Origin of the sequence: Nostoc sp. (genome assembly GCF_036916575.1) — a bacterium.
In the GTDB taxonomy this organism is placed as follows: domain Bacteria; phylum Cyanobacteriota; class Cyanobacteriia; order Cyanobacteriales; family Nostocaceae; genus Nostoc.
In genome coordinates this window covers 1-21471 of record NZ_JBALGC010000105.1, presented here as the reverse complement: position 1 = coordinate 21471, position 21471 = coordinate 1, and the positions used below count along the sequence as shown (strand labels likewise).

Genomic DNA, 21471 nt, shown 5'->3' with positions numbered 1-21471 from the left:
TCGCACCAACTGATGAAACAATTGCGTCATTACCCCTGCACCTAGTCGCTGTCTGGCTTGGGTGATAGCTGATTTACAAGGGATACGCCAATATTTACCAACTTTTACCCATGCCTCTGAAAGACCATCAATGAGATTTTTTAGTACATCTCGCATTGAATTTCTCGACCACAGGCTCATTGCTATTATTAGACAAATGACACATGTGCTGGTAACGAACGATGGCGTTCCTCTTCTACTTTAGTTTTAGCGATCGCTTGTTCGATTGAAGTCGCTGGGATAGCGACCTCTATCGCTTTGAATATCTCCGTACTTTGTATTTTGGGAGACACTAATGATAATTCTTTGAGATGCACCGTGCTTGATTTCCATTTTTGGAAACAATGCCCATTTTACAGCTATTCTAGCCTTAACTGAACCGTATTGTATTAGACCTGAATCCTTACAGTTGAAGAAGCTTTCTACACAGTAAAACGCTTGCTGGGGCTATCTTATTTATGGACTGGTTCTATTAATGGTATCAAGCTACAAGTCTGGGCTACTTGGTTATTTTATGCTGTTTTAGTGGATTTGGGAGATGCTGTTGCAGACGAATTATCCTTACCATTTGACCGCATTTTGTCTAAAAGCAGTGTTGATGGAACGCCAGAAGTTTACACTGACCGCCTAGCAGCAGTGTAGGTAGTTCACCTCTTCGGTTAAATTTGTCCTGAGCACCACTGGATTGATGAATCTTTCAGGACTTGCTCCCTCTTTTTCCCGAATACTATCGGCCTCTCAGGTAAGAGTTAGGGTTGTTTCGGAATTCTGATATTGGTGGCGAAATTTTGACTTAATTAAGGCATACAAGCTTAACTTGTCACCAATGGTATTGGCATAGAATTTTTTATCATATCGTATGGATTATGTGGATCAGTGGGGAAATACTCTAGCTGAACTAGCTGACCTAGCCCGTATTCTTGTACCAATTTCAGTAAGCTTACCAAAGCTACATGATCCTCAAGCGCCATACCTGTTGAATCAAAAACCGTTCGCTGCTCCCTCCAAATGTGAAAATCTTCAGGTCGTCGCACCAGTTTTAATAAATCTGGCCCGATTTCTTCCGTTGTCAACTGTTGGCATTCACCTTCAAACTTAGCTTGCTCAGGAAAATCTGGACACACTAAGCTCGTTTTGAGTAGTGATAGTGGTAGCTCAGTTTTTCCAGGGAGATCGGAACCAATTGCATTGATATGAACATGAGGCTTGAGAGATTCACCTATAATTACTGCACCCTTTCCTTGTGCAACAGTCGTAGCAGTGCAAAGAATATCGGCTTCCCGTTCGACTTCATCTAGAGGAGCGACTTTGACTGGCAAATTCATAAAGGCAGCACGACTCAAGAATGATTGAGCAGTATCACGGTTAAGATCATAAACTAGTACCGACAGCAGTGGAAACACTCGGCTTAGAGCGTGTAACTGAGTAATAGCTTGCGCCCCGGCTCCCACTAGTCCCACAGTTATACTATTAGGATGAGCAAGAATACTGCTAACAATGGCTGAGGCAGCTCCCGTTCGCAAAGCAGTGAGAAACACACCATCCGACAACGCTACTAAATGACCTGTAGTGGAGTCATAGAGGCTTGTACTTGCAACGATTGTCGGTAGACCAACTGATATATTGCGTGGCTGGTAAGCGACAACCTTAATCGACACAGACTGATCGATATGCTGCTTATAGGGCATCCACTCTAAGACAGAGGGTGACTGCTGATTACAAAACCCAGCACGAGGTCGCAATTCACCGATACCCAAAGAAGCTTCCTTGAATGCCTCGGTTAGCTTTGCGATCATTATGTCCATTAGTGTATCTATTCCGACCCGATTAACCACTTTCTGAATATCTTCAGGTGTGATGAGAAGTGTATTCATAATTCGAGAATATCCTTTGGTTATAATTGAATGGCACTGAAATAAGCTAGGATACAGTGAAATCAAGCAGTCTGTAATTGACGGCGCAATTGATTTCTAGGTTGTTTCATTAATGGATAAGCTTTGGGACGGCGTTTTCTAACTCTGGGTTCAGCTCGACCAGGGCGGTCAGGAACTGGTTTGTAAACAATAATGAGGAGCAAAGTTTGATAAATGCGATCGCGTTTTTTGTCAGTACTAGCTAATAATTCCGGAATAAAGTTATCTAAGTGATGACGAGTTCTCTGCAACGATAAGCGCAGTGGAGGAACACCGAAAGTCATCCCAGCCTGCCACATTAATGTACGCAGCAGGTTATAAGCTAACAAAAAAGCGTAAATTTCCTTTCGTACAATTTCAGGAGTTTTACCACGTAATACCTCCATACCCAAAGTCGTTTTTAAATGTTTTAAATTGACTTCAACATCCCATCTAGAGTCATAAAGCCTAACAATTTCTAAAGTGGTATAAGTTTCGGAATCTAATAAAGTTGTAATCAAACTGACATTAGTAGTCCGAAACCCAGGAATAAAAATATAATAATAAATCTCTCGAACAATCAAAATTTTGGGTAGAGCAGCAAAATCTGATTGACTTAAACCTTCTGGGCATTTTTTCGGTTTATACCAAGTAACTAACTTGTCACACGCTCCAACAATTTTACCTCGACGCATAGAGGTCTTTCGGGATTGATGTTTACGAAATACGGCATCGCATTCCATATTTTTGATGAAAACTAAATCAGCGTAAGCACAAAAAGCTCTATCCCCTAAAAGTACATCTCCCTTGTGAAGAAATTGAGCTAATCTCCTAGCAAGTTTAATGTCATGAGTATTCAAAACGTCGATAGCTAAAGCAATAGCAGCGCCTGTAGCTAGACAAAATACTACACCAATTTTAGCGATGGGAAAGCCACAACCTGGCTGTTGACTACTAGGCTGAGGGTAGGATTTTTGATTTTCAATATTATCAGCCATTGACACTGTTGAGCCATCTATTACTTTGATCTGGCGACCACACCATAATTGTTTGGGCATTACTTTATTTTGTAATTTCTCAGCTATCGAGATAAAAAGTTTCTCCAATAGTTTTTCTGGCAATCTTTTACGTGCTTTACAATAAGCGCTTGTATCTGTTGACGGAATTTCTACACTTTCGCTTGCTAACCATGCAGTTACTCGTGACACTGCATTCTCACAACTTTTATCAACATCTAATACTTGTGATAGAAATACCCACAAGGTGATAAACGGATAAAACTTCCGCCGACGATATTTAATTTCTAATTCGTCAATCGCGCTTTGAATCTCTAACTCTGGTAAAAGCTCTCGAAATGGTAATCCTAGACTAGTAGTAAATTTTGTCTTGAGAACTTGTACACGATTTGGCACAGTAGTAGTAGTCATATTAGCTTCCAATCGTCCAATTCTTTTTTACAGGACTTGGGAGCTTTTTCTTTGTACAGAACAATTTTTTAAACGATCGCTTGCCTACATAATCGCTACCTTAGCATTAACGTTGCTTATAAAACGCTCTCCACAGCTTTATTACAACTTGTATTTCATTTCTTTACCAGCCCTTACCATTCAAGGGTTTTGTCTTATCTCAGTGCCATTCGGTTATAATTATTGGTCTTTCTCTGGTTATTTCTTTTTCTTTTTCATTCGTCTGCTAAGTATCACACGGTAATGGTTTTAGGATCTCCACAATCACCTTGAAACCTTACACAGTTAGGCATTAATTCCCCTTGTCCTTCAAAAATGAGCGAACGTACAGTCTTTAGTGAAGTACCATTACTTTTCTTCTTGTTGTAACCAAGGGACTGGTAATAGTGATTTGATCATAGTTCCTTTGTTTTGCTCAAGAGCTAATGTATGGGCTAACTGCCCTAAAGCAAGATCAAGTATACCAAGCCCAAAAGGGCTAAATATAGCAGTTTTATTTTTTTGCCGTGGTGGGGCAATGCCATTGAGAATCTCACCAATGGTACATCTAATAAAATCTCTGTTTCCTATTTGTTGTTCGGTAAGGTGGATGGATGTTTGAGCGCGGCAGACATGGTCTATGTCATCAACGATGTTATCAGCCAATACCATTATTTCGGGTGATAAATCTCGTAAAGAAATGTGCAAAATGATACCATTATCGTTATGCCACTCCAAAATATCGAATATGTGTGGCTTAATTACAGTTGTCGCAAAGGAAATTACAGAAACATTTTTAAAAATGGCCTTAAGGCTTTCAAGTATTGTAATTTCCACCTGCTCAGATAATTGCTGGCACTTAATTTTGAATTTTTCTGCTCTTTCCAAGCTTAAATCATAAATGAACAAATTTGTTATTTCAGGGCGGGCGGCTAAGAGAAAGCGAACGGTTTCAAAATTAATTAAGCCACAGCCAATTATACCCACTGTGGCTAATAATTGCTCTCCTCCCAAATAATGAGCAGCCAGTGCAGCGCTAGCAGCAGTGCGTTTAGCGCTAATTACAGAGCTTTCCATAATCGCTTGTAGATGACCAGTTTGTGTCGAATTTAGTAGTAAAACAGCTGATGCTCGCTCCATGCCCAAGGCTAAGTTGCCTGGAAAAGAAGCAATCCACTTCATGCCTGCTGTATCAAACTCGCCACCCAAGTAAGCTGGTAAAGCAATAATTCTATCTTTTTCATTATTTGGGAAACGCAAAAAACTAGAATGAGGTAACGTTGTATATCCTCGACTATGCATTTGATAAGCTAATTTTACAGTTTGCATTATTTCCTGTTCGCGGTTTTTGAAAAGCTCTGTAATCTCATCACCGTTTAAGAGGATTATGTCACTGTTAGTCATGTTAAAATCATCCCTATTTTTAGATTTAATTATCCCAAAGATAAAAAATATTACCAAAGTTTTCTTCGATCCAACTATCTGAATAAATTGTGTCAAGGTAGTGCTCACCGCGATCGCAAAGAATGGCAACGCAAGTTGCGCTATTAGGTATCTCCTCTCTCTTTTTTTCAATTGCCGCTATGACTCCCCCTGATGAGCCTCCAGCTAATATTGCCTCGTGACGGAGTAAACGATGACAGCCTACAACACAGTCTAAATCAGATATATGCACATATGCATCCTCTAGTCCGGGCTGAAACAACTCTGGGACTCGCCCCGCACCATGCCCAGGTATGAGCCGTTTTCTTCGTTGATCACCAAAAATGACACTTCCCACAGCATCAACAGCAATAATTTTTGTTTTAAGATTGTTATTTCTTACATATTCAGAACACCCACGGAGTGTACCACAAGTACTAGTAGCGCAGAATAAGTAGTCCAGTTGTCCATTAAAGGCTGTTACAATCTCGTGCATTGTTTGATGATGAACGCGTGGATTATCCAAGTTCGCATACTGGTTACACCAAAAACTATTGGAAATAGAACTGAGCAATGATTTCACTCGGTTAATGCGTGCGAATAAAAAATCACCTGTGATTGGATCTGGTTCTCTCACAATATCAATTTCTGCCCCATACGCTTTCATAATTTTAATATTTTGTTTGGTTGTTTTAGGATCGACTACACATATAAAATATAAACCCAGAAAAGCACATACTTGTGCAAGCCCGATACCTAAATTTCCTGAGCTAGATTCGATAACTGTAGTATCAGGACGAATATGATTTTTCTCACAAGCACTTTTGATTATGTTAAAGGCTGTACGGTCTTTGATGCTACCTCCGGGATTAAACATTTCCATCTTTGCAAAAAGTTGAAATTGAGTATTTTTGAGAATGCGTTCTAATTTCAGCAATGGCGTATTACCGATTGTCGTTAATATTCCCTCATTTATTGACGGAATATACTTTGACTCTAAAGATTCTTCTATAAGACTTTGCATTTTTTTACTCCTGTTAAAAGTTAATAAATTCCATTGAGATCGCTATTCGTCAAAACTACTCAACAGCATCCATGGAATGATCGTTATCAAGAGATTTACCACTATCGCTACGTCAACCAAATTCCCCTACGCGATACCCAACCAGCTTTGTTGGTTAACTGGTGTGAACTTACTCTCACCAACAGTTCTGATCATTCGGTAATTTATCGCAATGCCTTTATCACTCGACATCAGATTCAAGCCGATAACGTCGCCGACGTTATTGCTGCTGGACGTGCTCGGTGGAAAGTGAAGAACTAGAATAACAACGTACTCAAAACCAAGGGCTATCACTTAGAACATAATTTTGGTCATGGTCAAAAACATCTTTCCAGCATCCTAGTTACGTTCAACTTGTTGGCATTTCTCTTTCATACTGTGTTGCAGTTGCTAGACCAGTCCTATCAGTAAATCCGAAAACGCCGAGGAACCAGAAAAGTTTTCTTCAACGACATCCGTACTCTAACCACCTACTTGTTATTTGATAACTGGCACCATTTAATCGAGTTTATGCTCTCGGAATCAACACCTTGGAAAGCGCATAATACCTCTTGATTTTTTGAATTTAGAATTGCTGCGATCAAGTAAAAGGTGTTGACAAACAAATAGTGCACAGTATGTATGAGTTGGAATGTGAATTCCGCAAAGCTTTTACAACCCTGTCGGTTTGATAGCTTCAAAAAGCAAGCATCCAAGAAAAACACCCTCAGGGTTGATCAGGAAAGCGCTCTAGGAAATTTGACAAAGGCAATTGATTTGGTGCAATTGACAAGATGTACATTACTATGTACTTTACAACTAACCAGTCCTGCTGTTTCTCTGCCTGCTGCAAAAGCACCTAATAGCTAATTTGGGCAGGTGTGACCCCAGCGTTAACTAGAGCCAGACGGATGACGGCTTGTTGGGAAAGTCCGTTAGGAGATGTGAGTCCATTGCTACGACCATCCGGGTTAACTCTTACATCCCCACACCCCTACACCCAAATGTCTCTTCAGAGTTCTACCGGATGAGGCTAGGTGGTTGTCTGGCCTGCTGCTTCTTCCATCTTCTTCCGGAGACTGAGTGGTCTCATGTCAGTCCACACTTCCTTAATGTATTCCAGACATTCTGACTTAAGACCAGTTTTGCCTACATCCTGCCAGCCGAGAGGGTTATCTCGGTCAGATGGCCAGATGGAATACTGCTCTTCGTGATTCACGACAACTTTATAGATCGTTGTTTCCTCTTGGTCGTCTCTAGTCATTAGTCATCCCTTGTGAGTTTATTAGTACTGTCTGGCACCTCTTGTAAGAGAATGTTTGAAAAGGGTCGCCTTGAGCCTCAAGTGCGACTCAGAGGTGGGGTCTCAAATCCTAAAACTCCGATTTTTTCGTAGCAGCTTCTCGGTAGCTAGGGTAGTGAAACACACGCTGGAGGACTTTTCAAACATCCTCTAAGCTCGACTTTATCCAAAATTAAGAACTTGGTTCTCTTGATATGGCAAAAACCCTGGCTTTTTGGCAAAAACTTTTTCCATGTCACTGATTATCGGTGAAATCGAAAAAGTAAAACTACCGGACCGCAAAGGTTTGGGCGTCAGCTTGAGCGTTGTCAAAAAATGGATAAAGTCGAGCTAAGAACAGCTCCAATACGGTTCTGAGTGTATGAATTTTACTCTACAGGCGAATCTCACTCTTCTACTGACTCAAGATGTCCTTTGCCTTCAAGTGTTTCTAGGTCAATATCTGCGATACATCGAACTTTCTCGTAATTAAGCGTCAAGTTACCAACCAGGTGAACCTTTCCCGCTTGATGGTCGAAGTCGGCCTCGTTCAAATTGGAAGCTTCTTGATCAAGTCTGACACCGAGATCAGTGCCTCCCTTAGTATTTGTAAATTTAATGTGAACATATCCACGGTCAATACTCTCTTTGAAGGCTGTAACCGTTTTTTCAGGTTTTAAGCTTGCCTCAACAGGATGATCCCCTTGTGATAATCTTTGTACTAGCTCGTTCATGGCAGTCTCCAAAGTCCTTTTCTACTTGTTTAACCAAAGTTGCTATGAGTTGGCATTATCTTTACCTGCTGAGGGTTTTATCTCAAAAGGTTCGTCAACTGGAATCTCGTACAAGAGTTTGGTTTGACAAAATTCTTTCCATTCAGGAGTTACGTTATCAAAGATGAAAATATCATCTTTGATAATGCCATCTGTTACTACATAATTTTCTTGCAAAAAAAGAAAATTGTCATCGGTTAGCTTCCTTTCTACCTCCACAACATTTCCATCAACCTGTTGGTTTTCTTTTCTGACGTTTTCAAGATGCTCAGTCCATAGAGAAAACTCACGTAGCTGCTTGAGCAAGCAGGCTTTGCAATATCTTCCCGTTTTTGCCATAAGTACTCACGCAAAATTAATTACACATTTATTTTACCTGGAATGACCTTGTGACAAGTATTTCAGGCGATGCGAATATGAAACTAATTTTGCACAGTTACTTAATTCTGATCTTAGAGGATGTTTTAAAAGAGTCTTTTGCTCTCATAATGAGCACTGCCAAGCATCCCAGTACATGACTGAAACCTTGATTTTTCGTCAGAGTTAACCTAAGTCTGAACGGCAAAACTATACCTTCCAGGACTTTTAAAACATCCTCTTATTATATATAAAATTTGTTCTCCTCAATTTATTTTAAGAATTGTAAAATTTGCTTTTTGGCTTACATTTTCTTTTTTAAGACCCCGGCTAATATTGAAGGCGCGGCGTCGCCGTGCCGAAACTGATTGCTGTAAGTTCGTTCACTCGTTGTCAGGGACAAAGGAATTAATGCCGGACTGGGTAAGGGAAAATCGATGCCTTGGATTTGCGCGCCCGATGATACCATATCAGGACTTACGCAACTGTCACAAGCAATGGCGCGGTGTAGCCGTGCCGCGCGCCAAACAACTAGGCAATAAACATGGGAACATCGGGGCGTTTTAGTTGCTGGACTAAATAATTTGATAAATTGTTTGACCAGTTTTATAGAACCCATTTTATATCTTTTTCTAGCTACAGCAAGTCGTTTGAGCATCAATTGGATAAAACAAAGCTTGAGTTGATACAATATCCCGTTCAAAATTTGTCGTTTTGTCCACACTGGGGGTCTTGTTTTCTTTTTAATAGGCAATAATGGCTCAATTATTTCCTACTCTTTGTCTGTCACGTCGCTCGAATACCCCATTTTTAACCCTGTCCTGCCAGCAATTCCAACTACTTCTGCCGATTCTACTTGATCGCCTAAAAAGATCTCAAATGGGTTCTATATTCAAAGCGTTTCTGTTGCTTTTGCTTTATATAAGTTTATATAGTTTGATTTTATTGTACTTACCTACTTATAATAAAGTAAATATAGTGGTTCAAAGTTGAAACCAACACGCTCTGGTTAAAATTTGACCAGAGTATATTAATCAGATTTTTATGAAGGCTGACGACCAAGCTCTGCGTCAAAAAATTGTTGATGCCTTTCGGAATTGAGAAGGCTCGTAAGCGAAAGCTGGCAAAACGCTTTCATGTAAGTCTCAGTTTTATACAAACTTTACTAGGTCGCTATTTAGAAATAGAAAGTATAGAACCATTACCACATAAGAGTAGTAACCCACCCCAAATAAAAGAAGAACATTATCCAATTTTACAAAAATTGATAGAAGAGAATAACGATGCAACCTTAAAAGAATTATGTGTAAAAATGGAGTTACTTTCCTCAGAGAAAAATTAGTAGCTCAGGAATGAGTAAAACGTTATAAAAGCTCAAATTGACCCGAAAAAAAACTTGACACGCAGCGGAGCAAGACACGGATACAGTTAAAAAATTGAGACAAGAGTTTTGGGAAATTATCCGTACATTTGACCTGAATAATTTAGTTTTTGTTGATGATTCGGGGGTAAATATAGCTATGACTAGACTTTATGCTAAAGCACTAAGAAGAAAAAGAACGCACGGCTCTCGTCCCAACAAACATGGTAAAAATGTAACCATCATTGGGGCGATCACTTTACATGGGATTGTTGGGGCGATGAGTTTTAAGGGTGGAAATGATAAAAATGCATTTTCTATTTATATTTATCAAGTATTAGTTCCGAATTTATGGGAAGGAGCGTGTGTAGTCATCGATAATTTTAGATCTCATAAGGTGTCAGGAATTAGAGAAACGATTGAATATATTTGGGATAATTTAATTTATTTATTAATATTCCCCAGACTTTTTGTAAGCGCGAGAATTTTGGGTCACAAGTTCAAGAATTTTTACGTTCAAAAGAAACAACAACTTATCCTGATACGTGGTAAAGCGATTACAAATGCTTTATAAACTATCAATTTAAGTAACATTTTTGGTTGGTTTAAATATTGTGGTTACTGTACTGCATCCAACTGATAACCGCTAAAGATGAGTTTATCTCTGCAATTATAAGTGAATGAGTAGATAATATACATGTATTACTAACCTTATTAGAGCAGGATTTAATTTTAATTTGCGTAGTACCAGACTTTTTTTAAAAGATATAATTAATTGACAAAATCATTCTTTGTAAAAGTGAGAATAAAATGGATAATTTTTCAACCTTTTTAGATATTTTGCAATACCGAGCAATACATCAGTCGGAACAAATTGCCTATACCTTTTTAATAAACGGAGAAACAGAAAGCGTAAGTCTTACTTATCAAGAATTGGAGCGAAAAGCACGAGTGATCGCCGTTCGACTTCAAGAGCGAGTTAAAGTTCCTGGTTCACGAGTCTTGTTGCTGTTTCCACCAGGTCTAGATTTTATTACTGCTTTCTTTGGCTGTTTATACGCTGGGTGTGTCGCCGTTCCCGCCTATCCGCCTCGACGCAATCAAAAAATATCCAGACTGCAAGCGATTGTATCGGATGCCCAAGCATCGATGGCGCTTACTACAACATCTGAATTGACTAGCATGGAAAGTCAATTGGTTCAGAATCTAAAATTATCTGCTATACACTGGCTAGCTATCGATAAGATTAGCAGCGACTGTGCATCAGACTGGCAAGATCCAACTGTGAGCAGCGACACTCTCGCTTTTCTCCAGTACACTTCAGGTTCTACCGGAATGCCGAAAGGAGTAATGGTCACTCACGGCAATCTCTTGCACAACGAGCAAATAATTCAAAAAGCATTTGGACATACGCACAATACTATTTTTACCGGTTGGTTGCCTTTATTCCACGATATGGGACTAGTTGGCAATGTGTTACAGCCCCTATATTTGGGAATACCGTGTTTTCTCATGTCGCCTGTAGCATTTCTGCAAAAACCAATTCGCTGGCTACAGGCAATTTCACGCTATAAGGCAACTACTAGTGGAGGTCCTAATTCTGCTTACGAGCTTTGCGTTCGCCAAATTACTTCCGAACAGCGCGATCAACTCGATCTAAGTAGTTGGGAAGTGGCTTTTAGCGGAGCCGAACCAATCCGAGCCGACACACTAGAGCGTTTTACTAGCACTTTCGCCGATTGCGGCTTTCGCCACGAAGCATTTTATCCCTGCTATGGGATGGCTGAGACAACTTTATTTATCTCTGGAGGCTTGAAAACGCAACCTCCAGTAATTTGCCAAATTGAGGGAACTGCTCTCGAAAAAAACAAAGCAATAGTTGCGACTGACGCTCGCTCGAATATTCAAAAAATTGTCGGCTGTGGTCGGAGTTGGTCGGATACAAAAATCGCAATTGTTGAACCCGAATCTTTAACTCGGCTTACAGATGGACAAGTGGGAGAGATTTGGGTATTTAGTCCGAGTGTGGCTAGTGGCTACTGGAATCAACCATCGCAGACAAAAGATACTTTTCATGCTTATCTTGACAGGGATGAAGAACCGTATCTACGCACCGGAGATTTAGGGTTTTTGCAGGATGGCGAGCTATTTGTTACGGGTCGGTTGAAAGATTTGATTATTATCTTGGGTCGCAATCATTATCCTCAAGATATCGAACTAACAGTAGAACAAAGCCACCCAGCACTGCGTCCTAGTTGTGGAGCGGTTTTTTCTGTCGAAATTGCTGGTGTAGAACAATTGGTGATCGTCCAAGAGGTAGAACGAACTCACCTGCGGAAGTTAAATGGCAATGATGTGATCGCGGCAATTCGCAAAGCAGTGGCAGAAGAGCACGATTTACAAGCTTACGCGATTTTGCTCCTCAAAACTGGAACGCTTCCAAAAACTTCTTCTGGGAAAGTGCGGCGTAGGGCTTGTCGAGAAGGTTTTCTGGCTGGCAGTTTGGATGTATTGGCAGATTGGAGTGTAAATCCCCAATACAAAAACCATTTTCGGCATCTGGAATCAGAAATAGAATCCCTGTGGCAAAAACTGCAAACGGATAATTTGTCAGCCAACTCTTCAGAGAGTACAAATGATCGCCTACCAGGACTCAACGATCTACCAAAATCTAAAAGTGTAGAGGCGATTGAAGCTTGGTTACTGGCAAAAATTGGCGAATATCTGCAAGTATCACCTGTGGAGATAGATATTCGCCAACCTCTAGCTCAATACGGTTTAAATTCTCTGGCAGCAGTAAGAATTTCGGGCGAACTACAAGAATGGCTTGGACGCGAATTTTCTCCCACCTTACTATACGATTATCCTACCCTTGAAGGCTTGGCTCGACATCTAGCAGATGAAACTTCTGCTTCTGAAGGTTTTGCTCCCCAACAAATTAAAACTGAAAGCAGGAAAGAAACTGAAGAGATCGCGATCGTTGGAATGGGTTGTCGTTTCCCAAAAGCCAACAATCCAGATGCTTTCTGGCAGCTATTACGCAACGGAGTCGATGCGATCGCCGAGGTACCCGCATCGCGTTGGGACAACTATGCTTGCTATGGTGGTTTTTTGGAGCAAGTGGATCAGTTCGACCCGCAGTTTTTTGGAATATCCCCGCGTGAAGCAGAAAGTATGGATCCCCAACAGCGTCTGCTACTAGAAGTAAGCTGGGAAGCTCTAGAACACGCTGGGAAGGCACCAGATAAGTTAGCAGGAAGTCAGACTGGGGTTTTCTTTGGCATCAGCAACTTTGATTATTCTCAATTACAGTTCGACTTGAAGACTAGATTGGATGCCTATTTTGGAACTGGTAATGCTTTTAGTATTGCCGCTAATCGCCTATCTTATCTTCTAGATTTGCGGGGTCCAAGCTGGGCAGTAGATACAGCCTGCTCTTCATCTCTAGTGGCAGTTCATCAGGCTTCTCAAAGCTTGCGCCAAGGAGAATGCGAGCTAGCATTAGCTGGAGGAGTCAATCTCATTCTCACTCCCCAACTGACTATCTCTTTCGATCAAGCAGGAATGATGGCTGCTGACGGTCGCTGTAAAACCTTCGATACGAATGCGGATGGTTACGTTCGTGGAGAAGGTTGTGGTGTAGTGGTTCTCAAACGTCTGTCTGACGCGCTTAGAGATGGAGATAAAATTCTGGCGATCATTAAAGGTTCGGCAGTCAATCAAGATGGTCGCAGTAATGGACTTACAGCTCCTAACGGTGCTGCTCAACAAGCGGTCATTCGTCAAGCTTTAGCCAATGCTGGTGTAACATCAGCACAAATCAGTTATGTAGAAACTCATGGTACTGGCACTTTTTTAGGAGACACCATAGAACTGAATTCTCTTAAAGAAGTGTTTACTCAGGAATGTTCGCATCGACAATTATGCACGATTGGCTCCGTTAAAACCAATATAGGTCATTTAGAGGCTGCTGCCGGTATTGCTGGTTTAATTAAAGTAGTGCTATCTTTACTTCATAAAGAGAAGTTTCCTCATCTACATTTAAAACAGATAAATCCTCATATTTCTCTTGAAAGCACTTCATTGTCGATCGCTACAGAATTTCAGCCGTGGTTACATGATAAAGAGCAACGTCTTGCTGGTGTATCTTCATTCGGCTTTGGCGGCACTAATGCTCATATAATTTTGCAAGAAGCACCTATTTCCAATCCTTTCCTTTCTATTACAGAAAGGGATTCTCTACAGGAATCGCTACGCGAACGCCCCAAACATTTATTGACTCTCTCGGCAAAAAATGAATCGGCTTTGCAGGAGTTAGTAGAAAAATATCAAACTCATCTAGAACAAAATCTTCAAGAGTCTTTAGCAAATGTTTGCTTCACAGCCAATACTGGACGAATGCATTTTGAGCATCGATTGAGTGTGATCGTTGAATCACGACAGCAATTGCAAACGGCATTGAATGCTTTTATTCTTGGCAAGGAGAATTCTGAGGTATCAAGTAATCGCTCACTTGGTCAAAAGTCTCCTAAAATTGCCTTTTTGTTTAGTGGTCAGGGTTCCCAGTATCTAGGGATGGGACGACAACTTTACCAAACTCAACCTACTTTCCGCAACTGTTTAAACCACTGCCAAGAAATTCTGTCTTCTTATTTGGAAAAACCGCTATTATCAATTTTATATCCCGAATCAGAAAGTGATTCTTTACTAAATGAAACAATTTATACTCAACCAGCATTATTTGCTTTAGAATACGCACTTTTTGAGTTATGGAAATCATGGGGGATAATTCCAGATGTAGTTATGGGTCATAGTGTGGGTGAATATGTCGCTGCATGTGTAGCGGGAGTATTCAGCTTGGAAGACGGACTCAAACTGATTTCCGAACGGGCAAAATTGATGCAGACACTGCCTCCTCAAGGTAAGATGCTAGTTGTATTTGCTGATGAAGCACAAGTAGCAACAGCCATTCAACCTTACACCTCAGAAGTAGCGATCGCCGCCATCAACGCCCCCAAAAATATTACGATATCTGGGCGTATACCAGCGATCGCCTCAATCGCTGATGCCTTGGAAGCACGAGGAATTGAAACTCGAAGCTTAAAAGTTTCTCATGCCTTTCACTCTCCTTTAATAGATGATATTTTGAATGCCTTTGAGTTACAAACCAGTCAAATCCAATTTCGCGCTCCTAGTATTCCCCTAATATCCAATTTGACGGGGCAAATGATGTACTCTGAGTTTATCCCCGATGCCAAATATTGGCGACAACACACTCGCCAAACAGTGCAATTTATGGCAGGGATAAAAACTCTATTCACACAAGGATACGAACTATTTTTAGAAATTAGTCCCAAACCAATCCTGTCGAGCTTAGGTAAACGCTGTCAACAAGAGGAAAGGGCAGTTTGGCTACCTTCTCTAGCACCGCAGAAAGAGGATTGGCGAGTGATGCTGGAAAGTTTATCTGCATTATACATAAGCGGAGTAAAGATTGACTGGCTGGGATTTGATCGAGATTATTCACGTCGCATACTTTCGCTTCCCACCTATTCTTTCCAAAGAAAACGCTACTGGATTCAAGACCAAAGCACTATATCAAACCAGAAACCTATGAAGACGAACGCGATCGCTACTAACGGTTTAAATCCTGCTTTGACTACATTTACCAAAACTAACCAAAAAGAAACAATTCTCACAACCTTGCGAACTCTGGTTGTAAATTTATTTAAAATAGAACCATCTGAGATGAATATAAACGTCCCTTTCTTAGAAATGGGCGCTGATTCTATAATTCTTATTGATGCAGTTAACAGAATTGAAGCAACCTATGGAATAAAAATTACTATTCGCCAATTATTTGAGGAGTTGACGACCCTTGATGCCTTAGCAAATTATCTAAACGAGCAGATCGTCCCAGAAGATTTTGTTTTAAATGAGACAGAAACTGAGGTACTGTCGCGATCACAAATATCACAACCAAGCGAGCGAGCGACAGTAGAGCAACAGATGGGATCCAATAAAGCGATGGAAGCAATTATTCAGCAGCAGCTTCAGCTTATGTCTCAGCAATTAGAAGTGATGCGGGGTAATGGTTTATCCACAGTTCCCAATTTTTCTACCCACAACGGACACTCAAAACCCGCAGTTGAGACACTCAAGCCAGCACCACCCAAACCAATGGCTCAAGAAACATTTTCGCCCTTGCCCCCTTGGAAAGTTAGCGAAATTCGCCATCAAGGACTCAACCCGCAACAACAGCGTCACTTAGAAGATCTTATCATTCGTTATACTCAGCGCACTCAAACCTCAAAACAACTAACGCAAACCTATCGACCAATTTTGGCAGACAATAGGGCTTCGGCGGGTTTTCGTTTCTCTACCAAAGAAATGCTATACCCGATTGTGGGAGAACGTTCTCAGGGTTCGAGAATTTGGGATGTCGATGGAAATGAGTACTTAGATTTGACAATGGGATTTGGGGCAAATCTGTTTGGACACCAGCCAGATTTTGCGATCACCGCTTTAAAGAAGCAGGTTGATCGAGGAATACAAATTGGTCCCCAAACCCGTCTGGCTTTCGAGGTAGCGCAGTTAATTTGCCAACTTACGGGAATGGAACGAATTACTTTTTGTAATTCTGGAACCGAAGCGGTGATGACAGCACTGCGCTTGGCACGTACAGTTACAGGTCGTCAAAAGATTGCTTTGTTCACTGGTTCTTATCACGGTCACTTTGATGGAACTTTGGCAATGGCTCAAACGAGCAATGAGAGTTTAAATGATAATTTAAATGTAGTACCAATTGCTCCAGGGATTACATCGAATACAGTCGTAGATGTTTTAGTACTTGATTATGGCAATCCTCATTCCTTAGAGATACTCGAAACTCACGCACATGAACTGGCAGCAGTTTTAGTCGAACCAGTACAAAGCCGCCGACCCGATTTCCAACCGAGGGAATTTCTCCACCAACTGAGACAATTAACGCGAGAAAAGGGAATTGCATTGATATTTGATGAAATGATTACTGGTTTTCGCATTCATCCTGGTGGAGCGCAAGCATGGTTTGGTATTGATGCAGATATTGCTACCTACGGCAAGATTGTCGGGGGGGGAATGCCTATTGGTGTCGTTGCTGGTAAAGCTATTTATATGAATAGTCTTGACGGTGGCATGTGGAACTATGAAGATGCATCCTATCCTCAAGCAGAGACGACATTTTTTGCTGGCACTTTCTGCAAACATCCTCTAGCTCTAGCTACTGCGAGTGCTGTCCTCAGAGAAATAAAGATGCGCGGATCTACTTTGCAAGAGAATTTGAATCAGCGCACAGCTAAGTTAGCCGCCATGCTGAATGCTTATTTTGAAGGCGAGAATTTACCCATTCGTATCGTTTATTTTGGCTCGTTGTTCCGTTTTGCTTTTTCGAGCAATATGGACTTATTATTTTATCATTTGCTCGAAAAGGGAATTTATATTTGGGAAGGGCGAAATTGTTTTTTGTCCACAGCGCATACAGATGCCGATATTCAGTATATAATTCAAGCTGTAAAAGATAGCATATCCCAAATGCAAGCAGGAGATTTTCTACCCAAAAGTTCACTCAGCTTGAATGAATCTTCTAGCAATTCGACGAATTCATTCTTAGCTGAAAGTTTTACTCCTGAAGCTGCTACTTTACAACAAATGACTACAATGCCTTCTACGAGTATCACAGAAATTACAAATGCTACTCAAGTAGAACCAGGGTTTTGGGGAAGAAGAACTCATAAACCCAATATCAATCTCAGTCAAAATACGGTAAGAAGAGCAAAACGAGATACAAGCAAAGGAATTTCCTTTAGCCTGTATTATTTCGGCAACTATGAATCTGAATTTGATCCAAACAAGTATAACCTCCTATTTGAAGGGGCAAAATTTGCTGATGAGCAGGGTTTTACAGCTTTGTGGATACCTGAACGTCACTTTCATCCCTTTGGAGGATTTTCACCAAATCCATCAGTAATTGGTGCAGCACTTGCTAGAGAGACGAAGCATATCCAAATACGTGCTGGTAGCGTTGTCTTGCCAATACATCACCCGATCCGAGTTGCTGAAGAGTGGTCAATAGTTGACAATTTATCAAAAGGCAGAGTAGGAATTTCCTTTGCCTCCGGTTGGCATGCAAATGATTTTGTGTTTGCACCAGAGTCTTACGGTAAACATCGCGAACTGATGTTTCAAGAAATTGAAACAGTGCAAAAACTGTGGCGGGGTGAATCACTTCAAGTTCGAGACGGCGCAGGAAGCGACATAAATGTTAAGCTTTTTCCTATGCCAATGCAGCCTGATGTGCCAATTTGGATCACAATCGTTAATAACCCAGACACCTATATAAAAGCAGGTGAAATAGGCGCAGGTGTTTTAACTAACTTAATGGGGCAGACTATTGAAGATTTGGCTCATAACATATCTCTTTATCGCGAGTCTCTGTCTAAGCACGGTTATGATCCAGAATTAGGTAATGTAACAGTTTTACTGCACACATTTGTTGGAGAAAACGTTGATACTGTTCGCGAAAAAGCTCGTCAACCTTTTTACAATTATCTACAGTCAACTATTGGAATTTTTCAAAATTTAGTGAAGAGCCAAGGGCTGAAAATAGACGTAGAAAAAATTTCTCAGGAAGATACTAATTACATCCTTTCAAAAGCTTATGAGCGTTATGTACAGACAAGTGCTCTTATCGGCACTCCTTCTTTGTGTTTACCTATCATTAACAAGTTAATAGAAATTGGGGTTGATGAAATTGCCTGCTTTGTTGATTTTGGAGTAGATAGTGATTCTGTATTAGAAGGATTATCTCATTTAAATTTACTGAAAAAACACTATAAGAAACAGTGGCAAATCCCTTTAATAAAGGTACAAGAACAATCTAGTAATTTAGTACAGACTAAAGATGAGGTATTAAATCTTGATAAAACACCTAAAAGTGTACAATTAAATAGTAAAGTTTTGGAGAATTTCCAAAATTTCAATTATCTACAAGACCACTATAACAAAGTAGAAAATAGTCTCCAAAAAAAGATACTTTCATCTTTGACAACATCTTCTACTAAAGAAATAAATTCTGGAGTTGAGGGCATAGTTCCTTTAACTAAGGCTCAAAAGCAACTCTGGATTTTAGATCAGATGGGAGACGATGGCACGCTCGCTTACAAAATCTCGCTCAGTCTGCAGTTAAAAGGTTTATTAAATCTGGGAGCGATGAGTCGAGCCGTACAGCAAGTTGTAGACCGCCATGAGGCTTTACGGACAAAAATCGACAGTCAGGGTAATTTTCAACAAATTTTGCCATCTCTAAAGATAGATATTTCGCTAATTGATTTATCTGATGCAAGTGATCGCGATTTTCAAGTAACACAGTGGTTTGAACAAGAAAACTTAAAACCTTTTGACCTTGCTACACCACCTATGTTTCGCGCTCAGATTCTTAAACTAGAAGAGGAACTACATTTGCTAGTTCTGATAGCGCATCATATTATTACTGATGGCTGGTCTATGAGCATTATTGTACAAGAAATAGCTCAATTGTATTCAACAGAGTGTCAGGGCGTTGTTTGTCAGATCTCATCACCTCAACAATTCAGGGAATACGTCAGTTGGTGTGAACAGCAACTTCAAACAGAAAAAATGGCTGTTCATGAATCTTACTGGTTAGCAAAATTTACGGGATCAATTCCTGTTTTAGACCTACCAACTGATCGTTTTCGCCCGCCGATAAAGACTTATCGAGGTAATAGGCAAACGATACAGCTTGATATCGATCTTTGTCGTCAACTGAAGCAGCTAAGTACACAAAACGGTTGTACTCTGTTTATGACTTTTTTGACAGTGTATACTGTTTTACTTTCCCGGTTAACAAATCAAGATGAAATTGTGGTAGGTATTCTTTATGGCGGACGCTCAATTCTGGGAAGTGAAGGGCTGATAGGATATTGTTCTAATTTACTACTTTTACGAAATCCAGTAGTCAGTAACTTAGCATTTTTGAAACATGTAAAAAAAATCAGAGACGTATTATTAGACGCCTACGAACACCAAGATTATCCGTTTATTAGTTTATATGAAAATTTGAAAACTAATAACAAAATAAGTCTTTCTTCTATTGTATCGACAACATTTAACATGGAGCGACCTGTAGCCATACCAAAAATGTTTGAATTGGAAACAGACTTGTTCGTTCAACCAATTAGCTTTACTGATTACGATATTAATTTAAATATTACCCAAATAAATGATAATTTTGTTTTAGATTTTATATACAATACAGACTTGTTTGATGCTGCAACAATTAACCGCTGGTTAAGGCATTTCCAGAACTTATGTAAAGCGATTGTAGAAAATCCTTCACAAGAAGTAAGTGAATTACCACTATTAAGTGAAGCAGAACGCCATCAGTTGTTGGTGCAATGGAATGACACTATTAATATATACCCCGAAAACAAATGTATCCATCAGTTATTTGAGAAGCAGGTAGAAAGAACACCCGATGCAGTAGCGGTAGCATTTGAAAAGCAACAGTTAACTTACGAGAAGTTAAACCGTCGAGCCAACCGTCTAGCTAAGCTTTTGGTGGAGCAAGGAGTTAAACCAGATACTATTGTCGCTTTGCTTGCCGAGCGTAGCATCGACTTCTTAACCGCAATGATGGCAGTATTTAAAGCTGGTGGTGCCTACCTCCCACTTGATTTATATCATTCAGCCCCACGTTTGCGCCAAGTGTTATCACAAAGCAAAACCTCCTTGGTTCTGGCTACCAGCAAGTTTGCGCCTATTTTATCACAAGCACTGGAAAAAATACCTTCAGAACAACAAGTGCGGATCTTGCTCATCGAAGAGTTATTGCAGCAAGAGCGGTCTGAGGAAAACCTTTCTGTATCCGTTACCCCAAGAAATCTTGCTTATGTAATCTACACTTCTGGCTCGACAGGTATGCCAAAAGGGGTGGCTATTGAACATAGGGGGATGTTAAATCATCTGTACGCAAAAATTTTGGATTTAAAGTTAATAGATGCCGATACTGTAGCGCAAAATGCCAATCAAAGTTTTGATATCTCAGTGTGGCAATTTTTAGCTGCACTACTTATTGGTGCCCGCGTTTGCATTTTCAACGATGAAGTCGCTCGCGACCCTGCACAACTTCTTAAAGAAATAAGGTGCCAAGAAATATCCTTTCTTGAGATTGTACCATCACTGTTGCGGATGATGCTCGAAGAGATAGAGGTGAGTCGTCCAGAGCAACCTAACTTACCCAAGTTACGTTTATTGATACTTACTGGTGAGGTGTTACCGCCTAATTTATCTCGTCGGTGGTTAGACTATTACCCAGCTATCCCCATCTTAAATGCCTATGGTCCGACTGAGTGTTCCGACGATGTAGCGCACTACCTGATCTACCAACCTCCTACAGCACATGTGTTTATTACACCGATTGGTCGTCCGGTACAAAATATGCGCTTATATGTTCTTGATACCCAGCTACAACCCATACCAATTGGAGTTGTTGGTGAATTATATGTTGGAGGTATCGGTAATGGTCGCGGCTATTTGTACAATCCAAAACAAACTGCTAAGGTCTTTATTCCAGATCCTTTTTCTCAAGAACCAGGAACACGCCTTTACAAAACAGGTGACTTAGCTCGGTACTTACCGGACGGCAATGTCGAGTTTCTAGGTCGCATCGACCATCAAGTCAAAGTGCGAGGTTTCCGCATTGAACTAGGAGAAATCGAAGCTGTACTCACTCAACACCCACAAGTTCAGGAAAGTGCGGTCATTGCTCAAGAGTATCAACCAGGAGACAAACGCTTGGTG

General features: G+C 40.5%; 12 protein-coding genes and 3 pseudogenes. 5 read left to right on the top strand and 10 right to left on the bottom strand.

The genetic code is table 11. The features are described from left to right. A pseudogene (locus tag V7L29_RS22740) lies at positions 1 to 266 on the bottom strand (transposase domain-containing protein); the annotation flags it as partial. 181 nt (positions 267 to 447) lie between these two features. On the opposite strand from V7L29_RS22740, the pseudogene V7L29_RS22735 reads away from it, so the two are divergent. Next, positions 448 to 618 (top strand): annotated as a pseudogene (locus V7L29_RS22735) (IS4 family transposase); the annotation flags it as partial. A 233-nt stretch (positions 619 to 851) separates the two neighbouring features. Here the strand turns inward: V7L29_RS22735 and V7L29_RS22730 are convergent. From V7L29_RS22730 to sbnA, 4 genes are all read right to left on the bottom strand, one after another. Beyond that, positions 852 to 1913 (bottom strand): ornithine cyclodeaminase family protein, encoded by a 1062-nt coding sequence (locus V7L29_RS22730; protein WP_334736884.1) that lies wholly within the window; start codon positions 1911 to 1913, stop codon positions 852 to 854. Between the two features lie 62 nt (positions 1914 to 1975). Continuing rightward, on the bottom strand, positions 1976 to 3358 hold the full coding sequence (locus tag V7L29_RS22725; protein ID WP_334736883.1) for an IS4 family transposase: 1383 nt from the start codon (positions 3356 to 3358) through the stop codon (positions 1976 to 1978). A 387-nt stretch (positions 3359 to 3745) separates the two neighbouring features. Continuing rightward, entirely contained in the window at positions 3746 to 4780 is a 1035-nt protein-coding gene (gene sbnB / locus V7L29_RS22720) for a 2,3-diaminopropionate biosynthesis protein SbnB (RefSeq protein ID WP_334736882.1), read from the bottom strand. Positions 4781 to 4805: 25 nt separating this feature from the next. Continuing rightward, positions 4806 to 5822 (bottom strand): 2,3-diaminopropionate biosynthesis protein SbnA, encoded by a 1017-nt coding sequence (gene sbnA, locus V7L29_RS22715; protein WP_334736881.1) that lies wholly within the window; start codon positions 5820 to 5822, stop codon positions 4806 to 4808. A 33-nt stretch (positions 5823 to 5855) separates the two neighbouring features. Here sbnA and V7L29_RS22710 point away from each other — a divergent pair, with 33 nt between their 5' ends. Beyond that, positions 5856 to 6122, top strand: coding sequence for a hypothetical protein (locus tag V7L29_RS22710; protein WP_334736880.1), 267 nt, complete (start codon positions 5856 to 5858; stop codon positions 6120 to 6122). A gap of 577 nt (positions 6123 to 6699) precedes the next feature. Here V7L29_RS22710 and V7L29_RS35585 read toward each other — a convergent pair. The 5 genes and pseudogenes from V7L29_RS35585 to V7L29_RS22690 all read right to left on the bottom strand — a co-directional run. Beyond that, positions 6700 to 6810, bottom strand: a pseudogene (locus tag V7L29_RS35585) (hypothetical protein); the annotation flags it as partial. A 63-nt stretch (positions 6811 to 6873) separates the two neighbouring features. Further along, positions 6874 to 7104, bottom strand: a complete 231-nt coding sequence (locus V7L29_RS22705) for an MbtH family protein (RefSeq protein WP_334736879.1) — start codon at positions 7102 to 7104, stop codon at positions 6874 to 6876. Positions 7105 to 7529: 425 nt separating this feature from the next. Then, positions 7530 to 7856, bottom strand: a complete 327-nt coding sequence (locus tag V7L29_RS22700) for an MbtH domain protein (RefSeq protein ID WP_334736878.1) — start codon at positions 7854 to 7856, stop codon at positions 7530 to 7532. Between the two features lie 42 nt (positions 7857 to 7898). Then, a complete protein-coding gene (locus V7L29_RS22695; RefSeq protein WP_334736877.1) occupies positions 7899 to 8234 on the bottom strand; it encodes a hypothetical protein in 336 nt (111 codons plus the stop codon). 322 nt (positions 8235 to 8556) lie between these two features. Then, a complete protein-coding gene (locus V7L29_RS22690; protein ID WP_334736876.1) occupies positions 8557 to 8721 on the bottom strand; it encodes a hypothetical protein in 165 nt (54 codons plus the stop codon). A gap of 615 nt (positions 8722 to 9336) precedes the next feature. Between V7L29_RS22690 and V7L29_RS22685 the strand changes: the two genes are divergently transcribed. From V7L29_RS22685 to V7L29_RS22675, 3 genes are all read left to right on the top strand, one after another. Further along, entirely contained in the window at positions 9337 to 9594 is a 258-nt protein-coding gene (locus tag V7L29_RS22685) for a transposase (RefSeq protein WP_334736875.1), read from the top strand. A 94-nt stretch (positions 9595 to 9688) separates the two neighbouring features. Beyond that, positions 9689 to 10186 (top strand): transposase, encoded by a 498-nt coding sequence (locus V7L29_RS22680; RefSeq protein WP_334736874.1) that lies wholly within the window; start codon positions 9689 to 9691, stop codon positions 10184 to 10186. 236 nt (positions 10187 to 10422) lie between these two features. Further along, on the top strand, positions 10423 to 21471 hold an 11049-nt coding region (locus V7L29_RS22675), incomplete at its 3' end, for a non-ribosomal peptide synthetase/type I polyketide synthase (RefSeq protein ID WP_334736873.1).

Coding starts and splice junctions, on each gene's coding strand:
- sbnB (WP_334736882.1), bottom strand. CDS start 4,780: ATGACTAACAGTGACATAATCCTCTTAAACGGTGATGAGATTACAGAG.
- V7L29_RS22725 (WP_334736883.1), bottom strand. CDS start 3,358: ATGACTACTACTACTGTGCCAAATCGTGTACAAGTTCTCAAGACAAAA.
- V7L29_RS22700 (WP_334736878.1), bottom strand. CDS start 7,856: ATGAACGAGCTAGTACAAAGATTATCACAAGGGGATCATCCTGTTGAG.
- sbnA (WP_334736881.1), bottom strand. CDS start 5,822: ATGCAAAGTCTTATAGAAGAATCTTTAGAGTCAAAGTATATTCCGTCA.
- V7L29_RS22730 (WP_334736884.1), bottom strand. CDS start 1,913: ATGAATACACTTCTCATCACACCTGAAGATATTCAGAAAGTGGTTAAT.
- V7L29_RS22695 (WP_334736877.1), bottom strand. CDS start 8,234: ATGGCAAAAACGGGAAGATATTGCAAAGCCTGCTTGCTCAAGCAGCTA.
- V7L29_RS22685 (WP_334736875.1), top strand. CDS start 9,337: ATGCCTTTCGGAATTGAGAAGGCTCGTAAGCGAAAGCTGGCAAAACGC.
- V7L29_RS22690 (WP_334736876.1), bottom strand. CDS start 8,721: ATGGTATCATCGGGCGCGCAAATCCAAGGCATCGATTTTCCCTTACCC.
- V7L29_RS22705 (WP_334736879.1), bottom strand. CDS start 7,104: ATGACTAGAGACGACCAAGAGGAAACAACGATCTATAAAGTTGTCGTG.